A 22,835-nucleotide genomic window follows, 5' to 3' on the forward strand; every position below is an offset into this window, starting at 1 on the left:
ATGATGACTAAACTGACTATGCGCATGAAGGTATAAGCTTTCGATGTTGTGATGATAGTTGTGATTGTTGATGAATTAGCGTCAATCATCAACAGTAAAAGTAAAAGTAAAAGTAAAAGTAAAAATATCTTTTTTGATGCTAAAAGTGCTTATTTGCACTACTCGCTATATGGGTTCTATTTGACAAAAACTCTCGCGGCATCGGTCTTATTGAGGTAATTTAGCCGTATTATCGTTTAATAGAGTGTTATGTATTTTTAATGTCGGTCATGTCCTCAGCAACTCAATCAACGACACCATTAGCTGTTCAATCAGCCAATCGATCTACCGGGTTTTCTCAGCCCTATGTTTATTTTGTGCCGCTTAATGGGGCGCTCTCTCCTGCTGATTATGAAGCGGGTTTAGCCTTAGGTTGGTTAACTGATGACGAGGTCGCTAAAGTGAGCCGTTATAGGAGCGTGTCGGCACGCAATAATGGTTTACAAGTACGCTTAGGGCTTCGGGCTGTGTTATCACTTCATAGTGAACTAAAGCCCAACGAGTGGCGTTTTAATTACGGTGCGAAAGGTAAACCAGCACTAACACCTGATTTGTTGGCGAAAACGGGGCTGCATTTTAATTTAAGTCACAGTGGTGAGTGGTTAATGATTGGGATAGTGATGGGCGGACATGCGTTAAAAGCTGATCATTACGCTGATGCTGACCTGTGTTTTGGGGTTGATATTGAGCGTGAACGTAGCAGTACCGATATTGTACCTATTCTTAACCACTACTTTACCCAAGCTGAAACCGACACTTTATTACAATTGCCGCCATCATTGCAGCGACAGCGATTTTTTGATTTATGGGCGGTAAAAGAGTCTTACATTAAAGCCCGTGGTTTAGGCTTAGCATTGTCACTTAAATCATTTTCTGTTGATTTTGGCTTAATAACGCAAGGGAATGTAAATGTGCAGCTCGCTGATAAATCACACCAAACGATTGAGTTACAGCAAGGTGTTAAGCTTGATTTTACAGAGGATGAAGACATTGCCACCACAATGGTGTGGCAAACAGTATTTGGTCGGTTTGATCAGCAATATCGTTTTGCAATAACCTTTGGCTTAACTAAGCAAGTAAATGATCAACATTCATTAAGAGTAGAGTCCATTGATCATTCATTGAATATTTACCAATTGTCGCTGGCAGATCTACTTGTTTAAAGCCAAAAACGACTTTCTAAAATCAGATGTTAAGCAGAAAAGTTAATTCGAGTCGGTACAAACAATTCAGCCGAAGCAAAGCTTCGGCTGAATTATGTTTAGTTGAGCTAGCTTAGAGTTAACGTAATGGAACGATTTCAAAATTTTCGTCAAATTGGACTAACGTTGAAGCTATTTTACTAAAAGCATCTTGGTCGCCAGTCATGGTGGCATTACCTTGCTCAAGCAACTGCTTTAGCGTTGTTTGACCTAATAAAATATCAACAACATCCGATTTTGCAATCGTTAAGGTTGCGTCTGCCGCTTTAGCTTTTTCGACAATGATATTGTTTAAGTTACCATTACTTAGCTCTACAAATACTGTGTTAGCTGGCTCGCCTTTGGCTGCTTTAGTTTCCACATTTAAACTAATATTCCCTAATTTATTTGCTGCAATACTGTCTACTTTAACGGCTAGAAAATCAAACAATGTTGTCATGTCCATTTCGCTCAATACATCTGGTGACGCTGATTTTGGTGCGCCAGGCTGAATACCAATACGTAACTCTTGGGCTCCAGTAAGGTAAATATTTCTCCAGCCTGCACCTTCTGCTTGATAACCAAGTTGTTCATAAGTGTCAGCCAATAAGTCTCGGGCAGGTTGATTATTTGGGTCTGCCATCACCACTTTGTTGAGTGCCGTAGCCACAAAGCGGTAATCACCCTCGCTAAAGTCTGCTTTAGCCTTTTTCACGATATTATTGGCTCCACCCATATATTCGACAAATTTACTTGCCTCTTGTTGAGTGGGTAGTGGGTTTAAGTTGGCTGGATTCATGTCAAAGTAACCCAAATACATGTTGTAAACCGCTTTGGCGTTGTGGCTGTATGTGCCGTGATAACCATTGGTGTACCAGCTGTCTTTGACCTGTTGCGGAATAGTGTCCATGATTGCATCGCCAATATCTTGTATCACAACGCCTTGGTTGGCTAATCGTAATGATTGGTTATGCACTAAACCATAATTGTCACGTTGCATTTTAAGATATTGATTAATTTCACCATTACCCCATACCGGTGCTGAATGTGATGCAAATAATACTTCAACATCTTGACCAAATGCATTGACCATTTGGTTGATGTCTTTTGACCACTTTAAGGCATCACGTACTTTGGCACCGCGTAATGTATAAATGTTATGCATACCGTCATAGGTGAGTTCACCTGTCCATAACGCTTTCATCGACGGAATATAAGTCACCATTTCACTGGCCGCTTCAGTGCCTGATGCATCCATAAATACCATTTCAAGCCCGTCGATCGTTAACGTTTCCCATTTGTCTTGTTGGTTGAGTTCATAGTCTGGTTTCACATAAGTAATTTCACCTTTTGATAAGCCTTTTGCCAAGGCTGCATCAACAATACCATGATCGTGTTTACCCAATGTGGCGCCATATTGATAACTTGCTCGGCGGCTCATCGCGTTACCAGCCAGTACATTTTCATCTACAACTTCGGTGGTAATATTATTTGAACCGTACACTTTTACGTCAGGATATAAGTTTTGAACCCCGCGCGCTCCACCAAAGTGATCTGCATGACTGTGGGAATAAATCATTGCTACAATGGGTAAGTTGTTGCCTTCTGGTAAGTGTTCAAAAGCAAATTTTAGTGATTGCTCTGCGGCTTCTTTTGTTAACAGTACATCATAAACAATCCAGCCTGTTTCACCTCGAATCAAGGTCATATTAGATAAGTCAGTGCCACGAACTTGGTAGATACCGTCAGTCACTTTATATAAACCGTTGGGTACCATATTAAGTTGTGCTTGGCGATAAAGTGATGGATTAACCGAGTCAGGGAATTGTTCACTGATAAAGCTAAATTCTGCACGTAAAATGTCAGCGGTAGCTTGGTCGAACTCAGCAATTTGGTTTTTACTAAAACGCTCAAAAGCGACTTTGTCATCAAAATTAAGGCTTTTTGCTAAGGCAGCATTATGAGCAACAGTTGCAGCTGTTGCTGCTTTGCCGTGATAATCGACCGTTAGATGATCGTGTTCGTGTTGTGCTGCAAATGCATTCAGTGAAAGTGTTGTTATCATTGATAGTGCGATGATTGATTTGTTCATAGTGGTATTCCTCGTTAAATTAAAATATAGGTTTTAAACTTGATTAACCTATCTTAAGGAATAAACACCAAAAGATAACTATGGCTAAATGGTTATAATATATTCACAATGTAAATGTATTGATGATAAAGGTAAGCACATGAATGTTGAATTGGGCCATAAATTATCAACTTTAGATTTAAATTTATTACGGGTGTTTTGTGTGGTTTGTCAGCAATCGTCGATTACTCGTGCTGCTGAACAATTAGCCTTAACCCAGTCTTCTGTGAGTAATGCGATAAATCGTCTTAAAATCGCATTAGATTGTGAGTTATTTATTCGGATTGGTCGTGGTATTGAACCTACTGCGACAGGGTTGCATATCTTTAATTCGGTGCAACCTATGCTTGATGCTATTGAACAAACATTGATGGGGATCAGCGAGTTTGATCCTTATACTTCTTCACGGGTATTTACCCTATATGCTAATGAAGCTGTGATTGATTTACTGCAACCGCACTTGGATAAGGCGTTAGCTAATTTAACGGTGAGAGTGGTCTTTCGAAATTCGCCCGTGCTTGAGGACGATCAATATCAAGACTTACAAATGCAAAAAGTTGATTTATTAATTGATATTGTGCCGCCAAAACTCAAAACTTTTCGTTTTCAAAAGGTCGCACAAGAACGAATTATCTGTGTTGTACGTCAACAGCATCCTCAAATACATAATAGTGTGAGTCGTGAAGATTACTTTGCTGCAGAACATGTCATGTATCGTTTTCATCGCGACAACATGCGTGTCGCTGACATTATTTCCAATGAACCATTACCGCAACGGACGTTATATTGTGAACAGTCGTCGATATTGAGTATGTTGTCGTTGATCAGTAAATCAAATGCCATTGGTATTGCGCCTTACGCATTTAGTAAAAATTATGCACAATTATTTAACCTTAATTTACTTGAATTGCCGTTTGAAACTCGACCTATTGAGTTATTTAGTATTTGGCCGAGTAAACATGAACAAGATAAGTCATGTATTTGGTTAAGAGAAATGATTGAAAAACTGATGCATGATGCATATGATTTTTAATCATGCAGGGAGCATAAATCAAAAAGCCAATCTTAGAGATTGGCTTTTTAGTTAATATCGCGATTGGTGATAGCGATTATTGTCTCGCTAAGCGGTTTGATTCTGGTGGATTTTCAAAGTCACTGCGATACGGATTGATGTCTAAGCCACCACGACGAGTATAACGAGCGTATACCGTTAGCTTAGCGCACTGGCAGTATTTCTTTAGATCGACAAAAATACGTTCAACACACTGCTCGTGAAATTCATTATGTTGGCGGAAAGAGATTAAATAGCGAAGCAGTTTTTCACGATCAATTTTAGGGCCTTGATAGCGGATCATCACACTGCCCCAATCAGGTTGAGCAGTAATTAAACAGTTCGACTTTAATAAGTTAGAGTTTAGTGTTTCTGCAACATTTTTATCTGAGTCAGTACTTTCTAATAAGTGATCTGGATTAAACGCGTATTCGTTGACTTCAATGTCTAGGTCATCGATACAAGTACCTGGTAAATCGACAATACGTTCAAGATTAAAATGTTTTGGTTCGATAACGTTTACTGTCACCTCACCATGAGCGCAGAGGCTCAAATCTTGGGTTAATATGTCTTGCACTGCTTCAACACTGTCGAATTTTGTTTGATTAAAGCTGTTTAAGTACAATTTAAACGATTTCGATTCAATCAAATTGGCACTGTTGATGTCTAACTGAACTTCCAAAATGGCCACCATCGGCTTGCCTTTAGCATTAAGCCAAGACAATTCGTATCCGGTCCAGATATCGGTGCCATGAAAAGGTAGCTCACCACTTAATGCAATCGCATCACGGTTTAGCTTGCGTGGAACCCCTTGTAGCAGTGACGCGTCATATTCAGCTTGATAAGCTGTTGCATAGCCTAAAGTAAGGCCTTTTAATTCTGCAGCATCACTATAAGGGTCGTGATTGTGTGTCATCGAATCGGTTTCCGTGTCAAAATATGGTTTTATTATAAACCACGAGTGGCTTAAGTGTCTTGTTCATCTGCGTTAGATTGCTTTATAAAAAATTATCTTCATTCATATCAAGGAACTTTATCTGAATTTCCTCGCTATTATCCCTTGGGAGAGGCATCAATATGTATTCAAGGGCCTTTTGATGCAAATAGTGATGAAATCGTATTCTGGCAACCTGTAGCGCGTGATGATAAAGCTGATTTTAGTAATGTTGAAAATGCATTAAATATTCAGTTACACCAAGATATTCATGCATTTTATGGCCAATATTTTTCAGCGCCATTACCGTTTACAGCATCATTTGGTGACGGTGAATTACTCCAAGCATGGAATCAAGACGACTTTGAAAATTTGCAACAAAATGTAATTGGTCACTTAATCATGAAGCAAAAACTCAAACAGCCACTGACGTGGTTTATTGGTGTGTTAGGTGATGGTGATGAAATGCTGACAGTGAATAATGACGACGGCAGCGTGTGGATAGAAATACCTGGCCAGAAGCAAGGCACTCACATTGCAGCATCATTAAGCCAATTTATCGAACAGTTGTCACCGGTGATCAAACCACCGGTTAAACCTGTCGAAGATACCACTACGGTTACCGATCATCCTGGGATCTGGCTGCGGATCAATAGCATGTGGCAATCATTGCGTGGAAACAAATAATGATAGCCATAATCCGCATCTCTCAATGACGTTGAGCTATGCGGCTATTGAATGCTTATTGGGATCATTGATGATCCCACGATAAATTTGACACAATTCGGCAGGGCTCACAGCGAAAATGAAACATATCCAAAAGTGGCTGTTCGAGTTTCCAATCATGTGAACCGCAACGTGGACAAGCTCGGTTCAGTTCGCTTTCTAAAGACTCACCACCTACGCGATACAAATAATAGTAAGTGGGTATTTTAGTTAAATATTCTATCCTGCCACGTAAATCCCAACCACGTCTAAATAGGTCACTGTCAGCTCGGGTGATTTCATCTAATGCTGCAAACTCTGCTTTAGTGGCTGCAGCCATTTGCAGTTCATCACAAGCTTGCCATTCTGTTTGCCATTTTATGATGCGTTTATGATCGCCATTAAACGTCGCGGGCAGTTGATACAAAGGAATAGGTAACAGGTTGTCACCATTACGAAGCGGTGAACACATATGCACATAGCTGGTATACAAGACTTGCCACGAAGGAGAGTCATTGTTGCTGGCTTCAGAATTAATGTCTTGGCCGATAAATTTTTCTCTAGGAGCCAATAGTTTAGCCGCTGTTAAGCCTGCTAATGTCATTTTTACCCACGGGCTATTATAACGATTAGCGAGGCTGGTTTTTTCAGGTAATAACAAGCGAACTCTAAATTCGCCTTCGTTGAAAGCTACCGCAAGTTCACGACCCAATATTTGTCCGTTGGCACGCAAAGCCTCAAGTAAACCATTAATAGCTTTTTCTGCTGCCTCAATGGTGGTATCTGCAAAACATTCAAAGCGCAGTTCAAAAACAAACATGGATTATTTAGCCTTATGATTCATTTTGCTGGCTTGTTGTTCAAGTTCGTGGACTCTGTGAGTGAGTTGCACAATAAGTTGCTGCATATCGCTCACTTGCTGCTGTAATTCCATAACAGGATCCAAATGTTCTGCTGGAAAATTTTCAGTAGAAGGGATATCGCTTAATTCAGGTATATTTTGCCACTCAGACTTCGGCAGTGCTTTAAATTGTTGTAATCCTTGGATTAGGACTGGCATTGGAATGCTATTACCTAAACGACCTTTTATCAGTGCCAAGCTAGGGGAATGCCCATTGTTGGCAATTGACTTAGCTGCCGCAAGTACTTGTTCAATTGGACTCATTGTTGGCTTAATTCCTTAATTATAGAGGGTGAAATTCACTAATTATCGTCGCAGTAAAATATAAGTCCATATAAATCATAGTGTTAATGTTTGGCACGATTTTAGCTTAACTAATTTGTAAATACAGTGTGGATTATATTTTAACAAAAAGGATGCAATATGAAATTAAAACTTATCGCAGCAGGATTAATCGCCACAACATCACTAGGTTTAAGCGGTTGTGTTATTAGTGTTGGTGATCATGAATTGGGTAAAAATGCAGATTACTGGCAAGTAAAACAAGATAGAAATCGTGACTTTTTAACTAAACTTTCTATGGGGATGAGCAGCGATCAAGTGACAACGCTAATGGGCCGTGCTGATTTTAATGAAGCCTATACTCAGTCAACTCAACACCATGGCGAACAGTCCATTAAAGTATTATTTTATCGAACACAGTGGGCAGAAGGTGATGGTAAAACAACCAAAGATGAATGTACGCCAATTGTATTTAGTGATGATGCTTTAATCGGGTGGGGTGACACTGCCTACAAACAAATTTAAGTCTCGAGTTGTGTCACCTAGTGCTCACATTTAAGTCCGCATCATTACGTCCAATTGGTCAATCACTTCTGACCATTGGGCGTCTTCTAGTAATGCTTCTTTCAAAAATGCTTTTTGGCTTGGATTCCAGCAATCTGCATCAATCATCAGCGTGTGTTTTTCAAGTTTATTTTTGTTAACAAAGTCTTCAATGTTTTCTTGATGATGAGGTAAACCCAATTGTTGAAATAAGTGGCTTAGATCATTTGATGTAGTGTCCATTCGGTGTATTCCTCTTGATGAATATATAAACAATTTTAGTATCAGTCTTGGCGGGATAAATTGCAAACGACTCAAATTGATAACCCCTTTAATGGGCTTAATGCGTAAACAAAACTTGTAGAATGTTTCAAACTTGTTAAGTTAAGTTTGGAGAGTTAATAAACAAGGAATAAAAATGGATAATAACACCTTGGAATCTTTACGAGCAGTGTACCTGACAGCCGAAGACTTGCGCGTAGCGGCTTCTATTCTTTATAACGCTTATCATGATGATCCATATTTTATGGAAATACTTGGACAAGATGATAACCAACAATATGAACAAAAATTACGGGCTGCAATTCGTGAAGAATTAAATGAATTGTGGCAACAAGAACAGCCTTTGATAGGCCTATTTGATGATGGTCGTCTGATTGGTGTTGTGTGCGTTATTACCCAACAAGTACCTTTAGGAGAAGAGCGTTATTGGCATTGGCGTTTTAAAATGATGATGGGAACGGGTTGGAAATCAACTCAAGGGTTAATGCAAAAAGAAACACGTATTTTAGAACATCTGCCATCTCAAAAATGCGGCATTTTACAATTTATTGCGTTATCACCCAATGAACAGAAGAAAGGCTTCGGAGCAAAGTTAATTCAAGCTGTATTGAGTTGGTGTGATGAACAACCAGGATTAGATGGAATAGGCGTTTTTGTTAGTAATTCTCTGCATCATCAAGCGTTTACAAAGCAAGGTTTTAACAGTATTTCGACCGTTAGTATTGGTAACGTTGACGGAGAAATTTTGTTTTATAGTAATCCATAATCTAATAATAGAATAACCTCTTACCCAACAAGTTGATTTATTGGCTGGGGTTATTAACAAGGAGTGAGTAATGGAATCTAAGCGTTATTCTTCATTTGCAGAGTTTTATCCATTTTATTTATCGCAACATCAAGATCCTATATGTCGAAGATTACACTACGTTGGCAGTAGTATTATTTTAGTGATTGTCGTCAATACTCTGATAAACCAACATTGGTGGCAGCTACTGTGGTTACCTGTTGTTGGATATGGCTTTGCGTGGGTAGGGCATTTTATGTTTGAAAAAAACAGACCTGCCACATTTACTTATCCGTTATACAGTTTATTAGCCGATTGGGTCATGTTTGGGCAAATGATATCGCGCTTATGGCGAAAATAAATCCTCAGTATTAACTTGCTCTTACTTTTGTAAGCCATCTCTTACAAGCCTGTAAGGTATTTTATCTCAAGTTGTCAGTGTTTAGCAAAATTGTCGTGTATTAATTATTTAAAATCAAAGTGTTAAGTTTATGCTGTTTTTTTAGATAGGTAAAATAATTATATCTGTTCCATTTTGTGGCTTTTCTGGCTTCAGGTTTGAGTTACTATATTGTTATCGAAAGCGCTTCATTATTTGGTTTTCTTAGGATGAGAAATAAGAATTATGGTGCTTAAGAATATCAAGGATGATACTAGGACACGCCCATGGTGTAGGGCATAAGCTCGGTAAATGGATAGCCGAATCAAGGATGAGTGAAGACATTAATTTGTCAACACAAGGAAAAATGGAAATGACTGCTGGATGCAGAATGGATAAGTCAATGGATGGACTCGTTTGGCCACTCAGTTAATGGATAGACTGTTCAATGGAGTTAAACTCATAAGAAGCTTGGTTTAATATAGCATCAGGGAAATGAGCACAGGGAAAGGACCGCAGGAAGCATCTTTACAAGGATGATGCAGGGAGCAAATTTTCAGTAGGATTGCTGACAAAAGCGTTACGGGCACAACCTTAATCATTTAAGGTTGTGCTTTTTTGTTTTTAGCGGAAATGTTATTTGAGGCTGTTTTTGAAGGCATACGTTCTCTACGTCAAAAAAGACTAATAAAGAAGCGTGCGCGTATAAAGACTGTCTTTATATTTTTAAATTGTTTAGGATTGTTAGTGACAAATCAAGATATGGAGTTGACATGCAGTTCGAAACTATTAATTTTAAAGATAAATTTTCTAAATTTACCGAGCATTGGTCCCCTCGTGTCATTGCAGAAATGAATGATTATCAGTTTAAATTAGTCAAAGTGGCAGGAGAGTTTGTTTGGCATCATCACCCTGATACAGATGAAGTATTTATTGTCATTGAAGGTATTTTAGAGATTGAGTTTCGAGACGGAAAAGTCACGTTAGAATCGGGTGAAATGTTTGTTATTCCAATGGGGAAAGAGCATAAACCTGTCGCTGATCATGAATGTAAAATTATGATTATTGAGCCAAAGGGGGTTGTTAATACGGGGAATGCAGACAGCGACCTTAAAGCGAGTAATGATGTGTGGGTGTGAGTATGGAATATACATTTGTCAATAAATAGGTTAAAACTCGGCCTAAAACCATAGTCTAAAAAGTTCTGTGAGAGAGGGGGTATGGCTCATGGACAGTGGAAATACATGAGTTGTTTAACTAATTTCAAAATAATGTGACCTCTTTGGCAGTAATTTTATGCGCTTTAGGAAAAAATGAGCGACATTCAATTTAGCTTTTCCCCGGGGCTCATAATTAAGTATTTACTCAACAAGATTGCTTTTATCGTACTTTCCTTTGTCCTTTTGTCCTCTATATATGGATGCACACAACCACCTAGACAAGACTTGCTGACAATTAGTGGTCCATTTGAACCTATTAGCCTGGATTTGGCTAAAGCAGGGTATATTTTTAGCCGTTTGCAAATTACTGAAACCCTAGTTGATGTGAGCAATAGTGGTGAGCTGAAACCTGGGCTAGCCAGTGCTTGGGAAAGTAACAAAGAAGCAAACGTATGGCGTTTTTTCCTCAGGAAAGATGTTGTGTTTCATGACGGAACGCCTATGGATGCTTCCGCAGTGGTGAAAAGTTTGCAAATAGGCCTCAGTAAACCTGCACCATTTGATACTCATCTTGTCGCAGAAGTATCAGCTATCGATCCTCATACCGTTGAATTTAAACTAAAACATACCTACCGTCCTTTTGCTGCGGTACTGACCAATTATACCACCGCAATTTTGGCGCCAGCGTCATTCGATGAGAATGATCAGATTATTCACTTACTCGGAACTGGGCCCTATATGATGAGCGAATTTGAGCCGCCTCATATGACCAATGTGAGTCGCTTTGAGCAATATTACGGGACCAAAGCGCATATTCCTTTCGTTAATTATATTACTGGCCATCGTTCTGAAAGTCGGGCATTGATGGTGCAAGGGGGGAGCGCTGATGTTGTTTACAACTTGGACCCAGCTAGTGTTCAGTTATTAAAAAATGCACCTGAGGTTAACGTTAATTCAACGGCAATACCTAGAACCATTCTTATTAAGTTGAATATTGCCGATCCGTTGTTGTGTTCACCACAAGTACGCCAAGCGCTAAGCTTGTCCATTGACCGTAAAGGCATTGCAGAGGGCATCATGCATCTTCCTGGCTCGGAAGCTAATCAAATTTTTGGTCCCGCAATGGGGAATTGGCATGTGTCTACTCTGGATGTACCTGATCAGAATATTGCTAAAGCACAAATGTTGTTAGCTAATGAAGGGTGGCAATTGGACAGTAAAGGGATGCTGTTTAAACAAGGAAAACACTTCAACATCAATATGGTGACATATGCCAATAGACCCGAGCTCATTGTGATTGCTACAGCAATACAAGCACAATGGGCCAAACTTGGTGTGACACTTAATGTGCAAATGGAAAATGCTAGTGCGATTCCCTCTAGTCATGCGGATGGTTCTTTGCAAACCGCATTAATGGCACGTAATTTTGCCAATATTCCAGATCCTTTGACGGTACTGCTAGCAGACTTTAGTACTCCTCAAGGCGGAGGTTGGGGGCCAATGAACTGGAATGATCCTGCTTTTTTTCAGTTGCTAGATCATGCAACACAGGTTGCAGATGCAGATTACATTAGCGATGCCCAGCAATTGAGTCTTCATCTTGCTGATGCCTTACCGATGATCCCTGTACTCTACTATGTTCAGCAATCTGCAGTTGCTAAGCGCGTGAATGGATTTAGTTTTGATCCATATGAACGCTCTTTTCACATCGCAGATATGGAATTGCAGCAGTGAAAGACATCTTAATTAAACGTCTTATTCAATTGTTAATGATGGCATGGAGTGTCGGGACAATCACTTTTATGTTAAGCCGCATGCTACCTGGTGATATGGGATATAGAATAGCAGCTGGGCGCTATGGAGAGGACGCTGTGACAGCCTCTGCGGCGGCAGCGGTTCGCCAAGAATTAGGATTAAATAACTCCGCTTGGCTACAATATTTTCACTGGTTAGGCGAATTGCTGCAATTCAATTTAGGGACCAGCTTGGTGAGCGGTAATCCGATAATAACTGAACTACAACACCAGTTAGGCTATACCTTACTATTGGCGTTTGCGGCCATAATATTGTCAGTGCTTATTGCAATACCCCTGGGGCTTGCTTGTGGTTTTCAGGCTAATAAATGGATTGATCACGGCGGATTATTTCTTTCAACGTTACTCAGATCGCAACCCGTTTTCTGCCTTGGACTTATTTTAATTTTATTGTTTTCGTTAAAATTGAACTGGTTTCCGGTTGCTGGTTTTGATTCATTTCCCCATCTTGTGCTACCGGCATTGACGCTGGCACTAAGTCTTGCTGCACTTTCAAGTCGAGTTATCAGAAACAGTACGCTTAGCGTGATCCGCAGTGATTATTATTTATTTTCTAAGATAAAAGGGCTGAGTAATCTGCAAGCATTTAAACGACATGGGATACGTAATATAGCCTTGCCTGTAGTCGCTTTTATGGGGATCCAGCTTGTGGGGCTAATCGAAGGGGTCATCATGGTCGAAAGCTTGTTTGCTTGGCCTGGTATTGGTCATGGGCTCTCTCATGCCGTATTTTCCCGTGATATTCCGATGTTACAGGGCACCGCACTGATTTGTGGAATGCTATTTGTGATGATCAATACCCTGGTAGATAGTTGTTGTTATCTGTTAGATCCTAGGAGTAAGACGACATGATAAGAGATTTTGTAAATCGTCTTAGTCTTAGCCAATGGGTTGGCTGTGCAATATTGTTGATGTTGTTGCTTAGCGCATGGGTTGTGCCTTTGTTGGGGTATGATCAACCTAATGTTCAACATCTACAGCATAGCTTTGCTCACAGTAGTAAACAGTTTCCATTCGGTTCAGATCAGTTTGGTCGCGATATGCTAGCGCGGCTTGCTGCTGCAATTAGATTATCATTTGGACTTAGTTTTCTCTGTGTTGCCTCAGCCGCTTTTGTGGGTATTTCATTAGGGGTTATTGCTGCATGGAGTCGTCCGCGGGTTGATGCCACAATCAATTTTTTTGCTAACATTGTAATGTCGTTGCCAGGGTTAGTTCTTGTGCTGCTAGTTGCAGGCTTGTCTCCAGGATCTTTTTTAATGCTTTATCTTGGTATTTCAATGACGCTCTGGGTGGAATATTTCCGAGTGGTACGAGCAACAGTACAACCTTTGATTAATGGCCCTGAACTGCAATCTTCTATGATGTTAGGTTTTGGCCGTTGGTATCTGTTCCGCCGCCATATATGGCCAGCTATTTCAGGTAACGTCCTGACATTGGCGGTATTTGGTGCCGCGACATCTATTTTAATGATGGCTTCAACGGGCTTTGTTTATGCAGGACTCAAACCGCCAACATCTGAATTAGGATTGATGATTGTCGAACTGTTCCCTTATTTTGCCCAAGCAACATGGGTATTGTTACAGCCTTTATGTGTGATGGTGTTGATGGTGCTGGGTTTTAATTTGCTCGCTGGACAGAAAATATGAATGAACTTATTACTATTAAGGACCTGAATATTTTTTCAGCATCAAATACCTTGGTGCATTCACTTTCATTGACGCTTGTGCGCGGGGAACCTTTGACCATTCTGGGAGAAACGGGCTCTGGTAAAAGTTTATTAGCACATGCGATTATGGGCACGTTGTCTCACAGCTTGAGTTATGAAGGCATTATTTCGCTTAACCATCAACCAATGACCGCCTCTCAACGACGCCAATATTGGGGGCGTTATTTGACCATGTTACCGCAAGAGCCTTGGCAGTCGCTTGATCCTGTTATGAAAGGCCATGAACAAGTTGCTGAAGTACACAAAGACGTTTTGGGCTTGTCTTCTCAACAAGCCAATGATGCTGCACAGGAACAGTTAGAAAAGCTTGGACTGACTGATATGTTGCACAAACTACCATCACAACTGTCCGGCGGCATGGCTCAAAGGCTTGCTTTTGCTGCTGCAACTGCCGCAGGTGCAAGTATTATTATAGCTGATGAACCAACCAAAGGATTGGACACTCGTCAACGAGATAGTATTGTTCGGCTACTTCAAGCACAAACAAAGGATGGTGGCCTTCTCACTATTACCCATGATGTCGATGTAGCACGGCAATTAGGTGGTCGAATTATCGTGATGCGTCATGGGCAGGTATTAGAGCAGGGAGAGGCGGTAGCGGTTTTAGGTGCTCCACGTACAGAATACACTAAGGCATTAATTGCAGCATCTCCTTGTCATTGGCCTTTCATGGGTAACAATGATGTTAAACAGCCATTACTTGTTGTTAAGGATTTAGAACAACAACGTAATGGTAAAATGCTGTTTCGCGATCTTTCATTTACTTTGCATCAAGGTGAAATTATTGGGCTTTACGGTGACAGCGGTTGTGGGAAAAGCACCTTGGGAGATACACTACTTGGCTTGTTAGCGCCTCATTCTGGCGTAATTCATTGGAATGAAGAGGTTTCTCGACAACAAAAGTTAAAGCTTTATCAAGATCCGCCAAGTAGTTTTAGTTCTGCTGTACCACTGCAAACGTTACTTCAGGATGTTATTCGTCTTCATGGGGTGGACGCTAAAAATATTGCACCAATGTTACAACAATTGAACTTATCTAACGCGCTTTTAGGTCGTTGCAGTCATGATGTAAGTGGGGGTGAACTTCAACGGGTAGCGTTGTTGAGAGCAATGTTGTTATCTCCCAAATTACTGGTTGCCGATGAGCCTACGTCTAGGCTTGACCCCATCACTGCACAGCAGATTATGTTATTACTCGTCAACGCTGCTCGTCAAAAACAATGTGCACTCATTCTGATAAGTCATGATGAAATACAACTTAAAAAAGTTTGTGACAACATTATCTATCTTCAAGAGTATTGTTAATACCAATCCCATTAAATATCTGGTCAGTTCAGAGTCTCTCAGGTTTTTCAATTCAAGGCACATTGATGTAGAAATGGTTGTTCCCTTTTAAATCGATTTAACACAGAAGTGGAATACCTGAGAGACTCCATTCTGGCGGGTTTCAAAGTCCTTTATGCTTCGTTAGATGCTTTCAAAATAGAATCACTATTCGCTTCAATCATCTGCCTTGCCTACAGCACTTTGAACTCCCGCTGAAAGATCACATATTTAATAAGATTGGTATAATACCAACCTTTAAGGCTGTTCGTTGGATTGGAAAAACATGCTCTTATTGGTAAGTTGAGTATGTTTATTTGTTTCGTGAATGTTAATGGTTAACTTGTTGTTTACCTTTTTAGCTTGCGTTTTTGTGAGAGATATCTCACAAAGCGTGTGAGACGAATCACCTAAATGGCAGCGGATATTACGCTGACACGTATAAATTATTGATTTAATTGTATATTTTATTTCCTGTTTTTAGTGGGCATTTTTAATCATTTAGAGGTACCTGTTTACGTAGAGGTAAATGAATTATTATTTATCTCGTTCCTAGGACGGAACATAACAAGGCAGTAAAGAGGTCTCGGATGACCATGAGTATATGGACATAATGGACAGTATTGAGTTTCAGGATGAAACGTTAAACTTGCTCAATGGACGCAACAGCGGATTAAGTGAGTTTTATAACATTATCAGGATGATAGTGTGCAATGGATGCAAGATTCTACGCAAATGACTTGCGACAGGATATGTTGTTAAGAATTTCATGGATGATATAAGGACACGCTCAGGATGGAGCAGGCTCGGTCAAAGGATAATCGAGTAAGAAGGAAAGTACTTAACTGTACATGGAACATCAAGGATTGAACAAGGATAGAGCAGGAAGCAAGCGATACGCATGGATGGTGCAGGGAGCACAGTTATAGCAGGAAAGCTTAACAAGAGATAAAAGAGGCCACGGCAGTTACTGTCGTGGCCTTTCTTTTGGCATTTTTCTGTGTCAGTGCTTTTTATACCAATCCTATTAAATATGTGATCTTTCAGCGGGAGTTCAAAGTGCAGTAGGCAAGGCAGATGATTGAAGCGAATAGTGATCCTCGGTAACAAGCTCCTGCGTTACTCTACCTCCAGCATCTGACCGCCATGGATGGTGGGAATGTGTTATTTTTTATGGAAAAAAATAGACCATGCCGTCGTATTTTGAAAGCATCTAACGAAGCATAAAGGACTTTGAAACCCGCCAGAATGGAATCTCTCAGGTATTCCACTTCTGTGTTACATCGATTTAAAAGGGAACAACCATTTCTACATCAATGTGCCTTGAATTGAAAAACCTGAGAGAATCTGAACTGACCAGATATTTAATGAGATTGGTATTAAGCCTCATACAGATCTTTAATGGCATTTGCCTGAACCACAACTTTTACTACTGCCACATCCACCAAATTTACCACTGGCCATCGGGGCATCCATCCATTCTGGTTCTGGAAAAATTGGCCATTCAATTTTTGTGACTCGATTACCATGCATTAAAATATGGCCCCGATATTGGTTGATACCGTCGGTGCTAAATTCGAACATAAATTTAGCTTTCCAGCAAATCCCGGTATTACCACCAATACTAGGGCGTGCAGAGACCATGGCTATGGCAAGCAGTTGAACGTTTTGTTTTTTACAAGCTTGCTCGGTAAGCGTTCGGCTTAATTCTGCCATTTGTCGGAGTTGCCAAAAAAAAGCCGCTACCACGACTAAAGCAACAATTAATAAAAAATCACTCATCATAGGCTGGTTGCTCTGAATAATCCGCCAATAGCGGTTGCTAATTGTACACTTCTGTCAGGATGCCTTAAATCTGCTAACAATCCTGAACGTAAGCTAGGTATTGCCACGATATCAGCAAATACTTGATTAAAGAAGTGCTGTGGTTGTTTTGCTAATGCTTCTAAATAAAGTTTACGAGTGACATCATCTTTTAAAGCTAACCAGTTGCGTGCTGCAATGGTTATCAGTGCGTTGTCATTTAATAATTGTTGTTCATTTAAGAGTTTAATTGCTGCCATGCTGTATTGAACATTAGCTGCTAATGCCGCTAAATACATCACTTTAATAGAGGCGTCTGCTTGTGTGAATTGTTTCAATAATTGCTTAGCAAGTCGTTCTTCAATGTTAATGTGTTCTAAGCACTGGCAAAGTGCCGCTTTAAGTTCAATAGGCGTGTTATCAAGAGCATTTATTATGTCATCAAGATGATTAAATTGATGTGCGCGTACGCAAATATCAGCTAATCCCTGTAAGCCTAATTGTGGCCATGAATCGGTTGCAGCTTGACCAGACAAATACTGTGCAGCAAATTCATATTGACTTGATGCTGGCTGACCTAGTTGCAATCTAACGAGAGCATTAAACAGCGCTAACTTGTGTTGACTGGGTTTAAAGCTGAAAGGATGATTAGCCAATTGTTCTTGCTGTTGCTCAGTTAATGCTTGAGTTGGATCACGTCCCAGAGCTTCTAGTATCATTTTTATAAATTGCGTGCGTGGCGCAGGTGACAACAAACCTTGCTCGTCTAAAGGTAATTTAACAAACCAAATATACGGCTGTTGCTGTTGTTGCCAAAACACGATGGCAAATTGTGCATGCCCTTGAATAGGATAGGGATATGGTGCCAATAAAGAATCGATTTGGTGAAATGCCAACATATCAATATGCTGAACCCGACGGCCTAAATCATAAATTTGAAATTGGGTGTTTGCTGTGGTTAGAAATTGGCTTAAGGTGGTTATTTCGGTCATGGTATCTTCACTAAATCAAACGAGTTGGATGGGTATTCAAGAGGGTAAATGATATCATATTCCGACATAGCCTCGATATTGTCGTTAACGTTTATGCTTTATTTAACCAGTCAAAATCACTTAATTAAATTAGAACAACTACTTAAAGATAGTCAGCTTTGGTCTGAACAGCCGCCTACGACATTAGCGTTAGCCAGTAGTGCCCCTTTTGCTTGCGATACCATGGCGTTCGAGCAATGGTTACAGTTTATTTTTATTCCTAAGATGACCGAGATAATTGTTCAGGAGCATCCTTTACCAACGAATATGGCACTTGCGCCAATGGCTGAGCAAGTATGGCAAAATATGGCTCATTATCATGACGTGATTTGTTTATTACGACGTTTTGATTCGCTGTTAAATCAGCATTAGGCTTGCTAATCAAATTTTTACATACGTATACCCATTTCTTAGCCCGAGCAATGGGTCAGTAATCAACTTATTTTAATACTAGAGAACTAAAGCGATAACAACATGATATCAAAAGATAACGAGGCACAATATCCATTAGATAATGATGAGTTGTATGATCCACTTAATGTTGACGATATTGAAACGGCTGTGACAGATATAGAGCATAATCATGTGTCAGATGAACAACCGCCTCATATTGAGGTGTTATTCGAAGACGAGCATATTGTGGCAATTCATAAGCCTGCTGGTTTATTAGTTCATCGTAGCTATCTTGCTCGTAGAGAACGTTTTTTTGCGATGCAAATGACCCGTGACATTGTGGGTTGTCATGTTTTCCCTGTGCATCGTTTAGATAGACCTACATCAGGGGTTTTGTTATTTGCTAAATCCAGTGAAGTGGCGCGTCTACTTTGCGAGCAGTTTGCTGAACATCAAATTAAAAAGCTGTATTTGGCTATTGTTCGAGGCAACATGCATGAGTCTGGCACGTTAGATTATGCTCTTAAGCAAGAGTTTGATGATTTAGGTGATAAACACGTTGATCCTAACAAAGCGGCGCAAGATGCGGTGACTGACTTTCAACCGTTATTGAATACCGAAATTCCTTTTAGTTCTGGCCGTTATCCAACAAGCCGTTATGCGCTGATAAGATTAAGTCCTCAGACTGGCCGTAAACATCAATTACGTCGTCATATGGCCCATTTACGCCACCCAATCGTTGGGGACACAACTCACGGCGATGGCAAGCAAAATAAGTTTTTCCGTGAACATTTTAATATTAATCGTTTGTGGTTGATTGCAAAAAGTCTGCAGTTTATTCATCCTGTGACTCAACAACCAATGCATATAGAAACAGAATTAGAACGGCAGTGGTTAGATGTTTTCACTGCATTTGGCTGGAACGATGATCAATTATCATCGGAAGAAAGTATAATATTATGTTAATTCATTCGATTAATAAGCAATGCTTTTAGTTTTTCAAACTCAGGAATACTAGGTAAAGGGTCGTGTTGCTGTTGTTCTATATGGAAGTAATAGTTGCGGCGAATGTGGGCGAATTTGTGTTGTAATTTTAGTTTTCGCTTTCTGCTCACTTGTCGCATCGTCTTGATTCCGTTATTGCGTTGTTTTATTTGGATCAACCGATGTTGATCATATCGATTTAAATTACTTAATAAAGATACTTGTGAGAGACAAAAAGAATACAGTAAGGTAAGTTACTAAGACTCAAGGTATTTTATATCGTATTACAATTAAGGGGAAAGTATACCATGAAAAAGGTCAATATTGTTTTTGGCACCGTTTATGGTAGTGCGCAATTTACTGCAGAAACAGTGACTAAGACAATTGCAAAATTAGGTTTTACAGCTAAACTTTGGCAACCTAATGAATTATCAGGTTTTGTACCTCCTCAAGATGAGTTCTTGATTATCGTGTCATCGACTACAGGGCATGGCGATATACCTGACGATATCGCGCCATGGTTTAATGAGCTTAAATCCAATGCTCCCTATTTACCCTCACTACGATATAGCCTAATTGGCTTAGGCGATTCAAGTTATGAAACCTTTTGCGGAGCAATAAAGCAGTTTGATGAATTACTCATTGAGTTAGGTGCACAACCACTTACCGAACGATTAGAGATTGATGCCTGTGAAACGATGGAGCCCGAAATAGATGCTAAATCATGGATAGCCAGTTGGCACAAAGCCGTCACCTCGGTCGACGTAGCGTAAGTTATTTTTCGCAACAGTGGTTTAAATTTGCCCAGCGTCTAAGTCAGGCTCTGCTTATTCCTATTGCTATTTTACCTGCCGCAGGGGTGATGTTGGGGTTAACTGTTAATCCGTTACCTTTTATTCCAACAGAATTAAATACTGTGTTGTCTGCGGTGGGTAATCTGGTTTTTACCATGATGCCCTTACTGTTTAGTGTTGCGATAGCCATTGGTTTTTGCCGTGATCAAGGTATCGCTGCATTTTCAGCCGTATTTGGTTTTGGGGTGTTCTTATCGACGATGGGGGCGCTGACGAATATTTATGGTCTTGTTTCTCGGCCTTTATGGGGAATGCAAACCATTGATACTGGAATTGCTGGTGGAATGCTCGTTGGCGCAATAACATGTTTAGCCGTCAATATTAGCCAACATATTACATTTCCTGCTATTTTTTCATTCTTTGAAGGTCGTCGTAGTGCCCCTATAATTGTTATCCCCTTGTCTATGTTGTTGGCGTACTTACTCGTTCATGTTTGGCCACCATTGTCGACCATCATTGAACATCTGTCGGATTGGGCTGTATATCAAGATCCAGCTATTGCCTTTGGGGTTTATGGAACGGTCGAACGTTTGCTGATTCCATTGGGGCTACATCATATTTGGAACGCACCATTTTATCTCGAAGTGGGGCAATATATTAATCAAGAAACAGTTGTTCGGGGTGAGGTTGCGCGCTACTTAGCAGGGGATCCACTGGCGGGGAATCTTGCTGGGGGCTACCTTATTAAAATGTGGGGGTTACCCGCTGCTGCATTAGCTATTTGGCGCTGTACTGACAAATCTGAGCGCAATCGCGTCGCAGGTATTATGCTTTCCGCCGCAACAGCAAGTTGGTTAACGGGAGTAACGGAGCCCATTGAATTTGCATTTATGTTTGTTGCGCCTATTTTGTTTATTGTTCATGCATTATTGACTGGTATTGCCTATAGCGTGTGTATTTTGTTAGAAGTGCACCACAGCATAGTATTTTCACATGGTCTGGTTGATTTCAGTTTATTGTTTTCCCGCTCTGCCAACACCCATTGGATTTGGATCTTGGGTCCACTGACAGCCATTATTTATTACGCAATTTTTAGGGCAAGTATTTTGGCATTTAATTTAAAAACGCCTGGGCGAATCGAACAAAACGATGCACCTGCGGAACCTAAAGAAAGCTTGATATCGATGATTTCAGCTTTAGGCGGTCGAGATAATATTGTCGAAATAAATGCTTGTTTAACCCGCTTACGTATCAGTGTTAATCAAGCTAACTTAATTGATAAAGCGCGACTGATGCGTTTAGGCGCTAAAGGTGTTGTCGTTATGGGGAAAGGTGTTCAAGTGGTTTATGGCACCAAAGCTGAATCATTACGAAAATTGCTACAAAAGTATCTCGATTCACGTCGATAGGGGAGTTTGTTTACCCGTTACTACACGCTAGAGTGATTGCACTCTCTATATTTTGAGTGAGTTTTGACCGCAGAAGATACACCGCCCCAGAACTCTGTGCTCTTTTTGGCATTTATGATAATTTTTTATTAAAAACATCACCCAAATTTCCTTTTCAATGGCACACTAATAGACAATCGTTATAGAGGAGTCGTAAGCGTGAGTCATCAATCCATTGAAACCAACCCAAAGCAACTGCAGCGCAAAGTATTAATTACCGATTGTGCAGATGCCAAAGGATTAATCGCAAAAATTACTAGCGTGTGTTTTGCCAATCAGCTAAATATTATTAAAAACACTGAATTTGTTGACCATGCCCAAGGGCGCTTTTTTATGCGTGCTGAACTCGAGGGCCAATTTGATGATGAACGTTTGTTAAGTGAACTTCGTGATGTCTTACCGGCAAAAAATCATATGAAACTAGTCGATATGGGTAAAAAACGTATCGTGATCATGGTGACAAAAGAAGCCCACTGCTTGGGTGATATTTTAATGAAGTCGTATTATGGCGGTCTTGATGTTGAAATTGCTGCCGTTGTGGGTAATTACGATGTATTACAGCCATTAACTGAAAAGTTTGACATACCATTTCACTATGTGACTCATGAAGGCTTAAATCGCCAAGAGCACGAACAAGCCATGCTAAAAGTCATTAAACCGTATGATCCTGATTTTGTAGTATTAGCAAAGTATATGCGCGTGTTAACCCCTGAGTTTGTATCAGCATTTGCAGATAAAATTATCAATATTCATCACTCATTCCTCCCTGCATTTATTGGCGCTTCACCTTATAAGCAAGCCTGGGATCGTGGCGTGAAGATTATTGGTGCAACCGCCCATTTTGTTAATAATCATTTGGATGAAGGACCGATTATAAAGCAAGATGTCATTTCGGTAGATCACAGCTTTAGTGCTGCCGAATTAGCGCACAATGGTCGCGATGTTGAAAAAAGTGTATTAAGTAAAGCACTTCAATTAGTATTAAATGAACAAGTTGTGGTGTACGGTAATAAAACAGTTGTGTTTTAAATAACACAGAAATGCATCATTTGATATAACATCCGATGATGCTATTTTTAAGGTAAATTAATTTTATTAATTACCCGTAAATGACAGTATGACGATATTAGACATCATCCAATAC

At 40.1% G+C, this 22,835-nt stretch carries 25 protein-coding genes; 17 read left to right on the plus strand and 8 right to left on the minus strand.

Annotated elements, in window-relative coordinates:
- Positions 1-269 precede the first annotated feature (269 nt).
- Positions 270-1,202, plus strand: coding sequence for a 4'-phosphopantetheinyl transferase family protein (locus ACWXWT_RS00230; protein ID WP_456039608.1), 933 nt, complete (start codon positions 270-272; stop codon positions 1,200-1,202).
- A gap of 118 nt (positions 1,203-1,320) precedes the next feature.
- Here the strand turns inward: ACWXWT_RS00230 and ACWXWT_RS00235 are convergent, their stop codons facing one another.
- Complete coding sequence (locus tag ACWXWT_RS00235) at positions 1,321-3,312, minus strand: alkyl/aryl-sulfatase (RefSeq protein ID WP_456039609.1); 1,992 nt, start codon at positions 3,310-3,312, stop codon at positions 1,321-1,323.
- Between the two features lie 139 nt (positions 3,313-3,451).
- Between ACWXWT_RS00235 and ACWXWT_RS00240 the strand changes: the two genes are divergently transcribed.
- Complete coding sequence (locus tag ACWXWT_RS00240) at positions 3,452-4,384, plus strand: LysR family transcriptional regulator (RefSeq protein WP_456039610.1); 933 nt, start codon at positions 3,452-3,454, stop codon at positions 4,382-4,384.
- Positions 4,385-4,460: 76 nt separating this feature from the next.
- On the opposite strand, the gene queF is transcribed toward ACWXWT_RS00240, so the two are convergent.
- Positions 4,461-5,318, minus strand: coding sequence for an NADPH-dependent 7-cyano-7-deazaguanine reductase QueF (queF, locus tag ACWXWT_RS00245; RefSeq protein ID WP_456039611.1), 858 nt, complete (start codon positions 5,316-5,318; stop codon positions 4,461-4,463).
- Positions 5,319-5,372: 54 nt separating this feature from the next.
- Here queF and syd point away from each other — a divergent pair, with 54 nt between their 5' ends.
- A complete protein-coding gene (syd, locus tag ACWXWT_RS00250; RefSeq protein ID WP_456039612.1) occupies positions 5,373-6,023 on the plus strand; it encodes a SecY-interacting protein in 651 nt (216 codons plus the stop codon).
- A gap of 64 nt (positions 6,024-6,087) precedes the next feature.
- Here the strand turns inward: syd and ACWXWT_RS00255 are convergent, their stop codons facing one another.
- Together ACWXWT_RS00255 and ACWXWT_RS00260 are read right to left on the minus strand one after the other, a co-directional pair.
- The gene (locus ACWXWT_RS00255; protein ID WP_456039613.1) at positions 6,088-6,861 is read right to left on the minus strand and encodes a Zn-ribbon-containing protein; all 774 of its coding nucleotides are present in this window, start codon (positions 6,859-6,861) and stop codon (positions 6,088-6,090) included.
- A gap of 3 nt (positions 6,862-6,864) precedes the next feature.
- The gene (locus ACWXWT_RS00260; RefSeq protein ID WP_456039614.1) at positions 6,865-7,206 is read right to left on the minus strand and encodes a hypothetical protein; all 342 of its coding nucleotides are present in this window, start codon (positions 7,204-7,206) and stop codon (positions 6,865-6,867) included.
- Between the two features lie 159 nt (positions 7,207-7,365).
- Here ACWXWT_RS00260 and ACWXWT_RS00265 point away from each other — a divergent pair, with 159 nt between their 5' ends.
- Entirely contained in the window at positions 7,366-7,749 is a 384-nt protein-coding gene (locus tag ACWXWT_RS00265) for a DUF3192 domain-containing protein (RefSeq protein WP_456039615.1), read from the plus strand.
- Between the two features lie 30 nt (positions 7,750-7,779).
- Here ACWXWT_RS00265 and ACWXWT_RS00270 read toward each other — a convergent pair whose 3' ends face one another.
- Positions 7,780-8,010: a DUF2789 domain-containing protein gene (locus tag ACWXWT_RS00270; RefSeq protein WP_456039616.1), complete on the minus strand. Its 231-nt coding sequence runs from the start codon at positions 8,008-8,010 to the stop codon at positions 7,780-7,782.
- 175 nt (positions 8,011-8,185) lie between these two features.
- On the opposite strand from ACWXWT_RS00270, the gene ACWXWT_RS00275 reads away from it, so the two are divergent.
- The 8 genes from ACWXWT_RS00275 (at position 8,186) to ACWXWT_RS00310 (ending at position 15,220) form a co-directional block, all read left to right on the plus strand.
- A complete protein-coding gene (locus tag ACWXWT_RS00275) occupies positions 8,186-8,815 on the plus strand; it encodes a GNAT family N-acetyltransferase (RefSeq protein ID WP_456039617.1) in 630 nt (209 codons plus the stop codon).
- Between the two features lie 70 nt (positions 8,816-8,885).
- On the plus strand, positions 8,886-9,194 hold the full coding sequence (locus ACWXWT_RS00280; RefSeq protein WP_456039618.1) for an Mpo1-like protein: 309 nt from the start codon (positions 8,886-8,888) through the stop codon (positions 9,192-9,194).
- A 286-nt stretch (positions 9,195-9,480) separates the two neighbouring features.
- Complete coding sequence (locus ACWXWT_RS00285; RefSeq protein ID WP_456039619.1) at positions 9,481-9,645, plus strand: hypothetical protein; 165 nt, start codon at positions 9,481-9,483, stop codon at positions 9,643-9,645.
- A 340-nt stretch (positions 9,646-9,985) separates the two neighbouring features.
- On the plus strand, positions 9,986-10,351 hold the full coding sequence (locus tag ACWXWT_RS00290; protein WP_456039620.1) for a cupin domain-containing protein: 366 nt from the start codon (positions 9,986-9,988) through the stop codon (positions 10,349-10,351).
- A 306-nt stretch (positions 10,352-10,657) separates the two neighbouring features.
- Complete coding sequence (locus tag ACWXWT_RS00295) at positions 10,658-12,106, plus strand: ABC transporter substrate-binding protein (RefSeq protein ID WP_456039621.1); 1,449 nt, start codon at positions 10,658-10,660, stop codon at positions 12,104-12,106.
- On the plus strand, positions 12,103-13,038 hold the full coding sequence (locus ACWXWT_RS00300) for an ABC transporter permease (RefSeq protein ID WP_456039622.1): 936 nt from the start codon (positions 12,103-12,105) through the stop codon (positions 13,036-13,038). The genes ACWXWT_RS00295 and ACWXWT_RS00300 overlap by 4 nt, the downstream gene beginning before the upstream one ends.
- Positions 13,035-13,835, plus strand: coding sequence for an ABC transporter permease (locus tag ACWXWT_RS00305; protein ID WP_456039623.1), 801 nt, complete (start codon positions 13,035-13,037; stop codon positions 13,833-13,835). Before ACWXWT_RS00300 ends, ACWXWT_RS00305 begins: the two co-directional genes overlap by 4 nt.
- Entirely contained in the window at positions 13,832-15,220 is a 1,389-nt protein-coding gene (locus ACWXWT_RS00310; RefSeq protein WP_456039624.1) for an ABC transporter ATP-binding protein, read from the plus strand. The genes ACWXWT_RS00305 and ACWXWT_RS00310 overlap by 4 nt, the downstream gene beginning before the upstream one ends.
- 1,416 nt (positions 15,221-16,636) lie before the next feature.
- On the opposite strand, the gene ACWXWT_RS00315 is transcribed toward ACWXWT_RS00310, so the two are convergent.
- Positions 16,637-17,023: a DUF3301 domain-containing protein gene (locus ACWXWT_RS00315; RefSeq protein ID WP_456039625.1), complete on the minus strand. Its 387-nt coding sequence runs from the start codon at positions 17,021-17,023 to the stop codon at positions 16,637-16,639.
- Positions 17,020-18,033, minus strand: a complete 1,014-nt coding sequence (locus ACWXWT_RS00320; protein ID WP_456039626.1) for a DUF3549 family protein — start codon at positions 18,031-18,033, stop codon at positions 17,020-17,022. Before ACWXWT_RS00320 ends, ACWXWT_RS00315 begins: the two co-directional genes overlap by 4 nt.
- 48 nt (positions 18,034-18,081) lie before the next feature.
- Here ACWXWT_RS00320 and ACWXWT_RS00325 point away from each other — a divergent pair, with 48 nt between their 5' ends.
- The gene (locus tag ACWXWT_RS00325; RefSeq protein ID WP_456039627.1) at positions 18,082-18,444 is read left to right on the plus strand and encodes a YqcC family protein; all 363 of its coding nucleotides are present in this window, start codon (positions 18,082-18,084) and stop codon (positions 18,442-18,444) included.
- Between the two features lie 102 nt (positions 18,445-18,546).
- Complete coding sequence (truC, locus tag ACWXWT_RS00330; protein ID WP_456039628.1) at positions 18,547-19,431, plus strand: tRNA pseudouridine(65) synthase TruC; 885 nt, start codon at positions 18,547-18,549, stop codon at positions 19,429-19,431.
- Here truC and ACWXWT_RS00335 read toward each other — a convergent pair.
- Positions 19,428-19,589: a hypothetical protein gene (locus tag ACWXWT_RS00335; protein ID WP_456039629.1), complete on the minus strand. Its 162-nt coding sequence runs from the start codon at positions 19,587-19,589 to the stop codon at positions 19,428-19,430. The two genes, truC and ACWXWT_RS00335, sit on opposite strands and share 4 nt — an antisense overlap.
- 168 nt (positions 19,590-19,757) lie before the next feature.
- Here ACWXWT_RS00335 and ACWXWT_RS00340 point away from each other — a divergent pair, with 168 nt between their 5' ends.
- From ACWXWT_RS00340 to purU, 3 genes are all read left to right on the plus strand, one after another.
- On the plus strand, positions 19,758-20,222 hold the full coding sequence (locus ACWXWT_RS00340) for a flavodoxin (RefSeq protein WP_456039630.1): 465 nt from the start codon (positions 19,758-19,760) through the stop codon (positions 20,220-20,222).
- Positions 20,174-21,652: a PTS transporter subunit EIIC gene (locus ACWXWT_RS00345; RefSeq protein ID WP_456039631.1), complete on the plus strand. Its 1,479-nt coding sequence runs from the start codon at positions 20,174-20,176 to the stop codon at positions 21,650-21,652. The genes ACWXWT_RS00340 and ACWXWT_RS00345 overlap by 49 nt, the downstream gene beginning before the upstream one ends.
- Before the next feature lie 234 nt (positions 21,653-21,886).
- Entirely contained in the window at positions 21,887-22,720 is an 834-nt protein-coding gene (gene purU / locus ACWXWT_RS00350; protein WP_456039677.1) for a formyltetrahydrofolate deformylase, read from the plus strand.
- Positions 22,721-22,835: the final 115 nt, after the last annotated feature.

The sequence above is a fragment of the Shewanella sp. A22 genome, assembly GCF_053850585.1.

What these genes read in the sequence shown, in the direction of transcription:
- ACWXWT_RS00230 (WP_456039608.1), top strand. Translation starts at nt 270, where the DNA reads ATGTCCTCAGCAACTCAATCAACGACACCATTAGCTGTTCAATCAGCC.
- ACWXWT_RS00235 (WP_456039609.1), bottom strand. Translation starts at nt 3,312, where the DNA reads ATGAACAAATCAATCATCGCACTATCAATGATAACAACACTTTCACTG.
- ACWXWT_RS00240 (WP_456039610.1), top strand. Translation starts at nt 3,452, where the DNA reads ATGAATGTTGAATTGGGCCATAAATTATCAACTTTAGATTTAAATTTA.
- queF (WP_456039611.1), bottom strand. Translation starts at nt 5,318, where the DNA reads ATGACACACAATCACGACCCTTATAGTGATGCTGCAGAATTAAAAGGC.
- ACWXWT_RS00255 (WP_456039613.1), bottom strand. Translation starts at nt 6,861, where the DNA reads ATGTTTGTTTTTGAACTGCGCTTTGAATGTTTTGCAGATACCACCATT.
- ACWXWT_RS00260 (WP_456039614.1), bottom strand. Translation starts at nt 7,206, where the DNA reads ATGAGTCCAATTGAACAAGTACTTGCGGCAGCTAAGTCAATTGCCAAC.
- ACWXWT_RS00265 (WP_456039615.1), top strand. Translation starts at nt 7,366, where the DNA reads ATGAAATTAAAACTTATCGCAGCAGGATTAATCGCCACAACATCACTA.
- ACWXWT_RS00270 (WP_456039616.1), bottom strand. Translation starts at nt 8,010, where the DNA reads ATGGACACTACATCAAATGATCTAAGCCACTTATTTCAACAATTGGGT.
- ACWXWT_RS00275 (WP_456039617.1), top strand. Translation starts at nt 8,186, where the DNA reads ATGGATAATAACACCTTGGAATCTTTACGAGCAGTGTACCTGACAGCC.
- ACWXWT_RS00280 (WP_456039618.1), top strand. Translation starts at nt 8,886, where the DNA reads ATGGAATCTAAGCGTTATTCTTCATTTGCAGAGTTTTATCCATTTTAT.
- ACWXWT_RS00285 (WP_456039619.1), top strand. Translation starts at nt 9,481, where the DNA reads ATGATACTAGGACACGCCCATGGTGTAGGGCATAAGCTCGGTAAATGG.
- ACWXWT_RS00290 (WP_456039620.1), top strand. Translation starts at nt 9,986, where the DNA reads ATGCAGTTCGAAACTATTAATTTTAAAGATAAATTTTCTAAATTTACC.
- ACWXWT_RS00305 (WP_456039623.1), top strand. Translation starts at nt 13,035, where the DNA reads ATGATAAGAGATTTTGTAAATCGTCTTAGTCTTAGCCAATGGGTTGGC.
- ACWXWT_RS00310 (WP_456039624.1), top strand. Translation starts at nt 13,832, where the DNA reads ATGAATGAACTTATTACTATTAAGGACCTGAATATTTTTTCAGCATCA.
- ACWXWT_RS00315 (WP_456039625.1), bottom strand. Translation starts at nt 17,023, where the DNA reads ATGATGAGTGATTTTTTATTAATTGTTGCTTTAGTCGTGGTAGCGGCT.
- ACWXWT_RS00320 (WP_456039626.1), bottom strand. Translation starts at nt 18,033, where the DNA reads ATGACCGAAATAACCACCTTAAGCCAATTTCTAACCACAGCAAACACC.
- ACWXWT_RS00325 (WP_456039627.1), top strand. Translation starts at nt 18,082, where the DNA reads ATGATATCATATTCCGACATAGCCTCGATATTGTCGTTAACGTTTATG.
- truC (WP_456039628.1), top strand. Translation starts at nt 18,547, where the DNA reads ATGATATCAAAAGATAACGAGGCACAATATCCATTAGATAATGATGAG.
- ACWXWT_RS00335 (WP_456039629.1), bottom strand. Translation starts at nt 19,589, where the DNA reads ATGCGACAAGTGAGCAGAAAGCGAAAACTAAAATTACAACACAAATTC.
- ACWXWT_RS00340 (WP_456039630.1), top strand. Translation starts at nt 19,758, where the DNA reads ATGAAAAAGGTCAATATTGTTTTTGGCACCGTTTATGGTAGTGCGCAA.
- ACWXWT_RS00345 (WP_456039631.1), top strand. Translation starts at nt 20,174, where the DNA reads ATGGATAGCCAGTTGGCACAAAGCCGTCACCTCGGTCGACGTAGCGTA.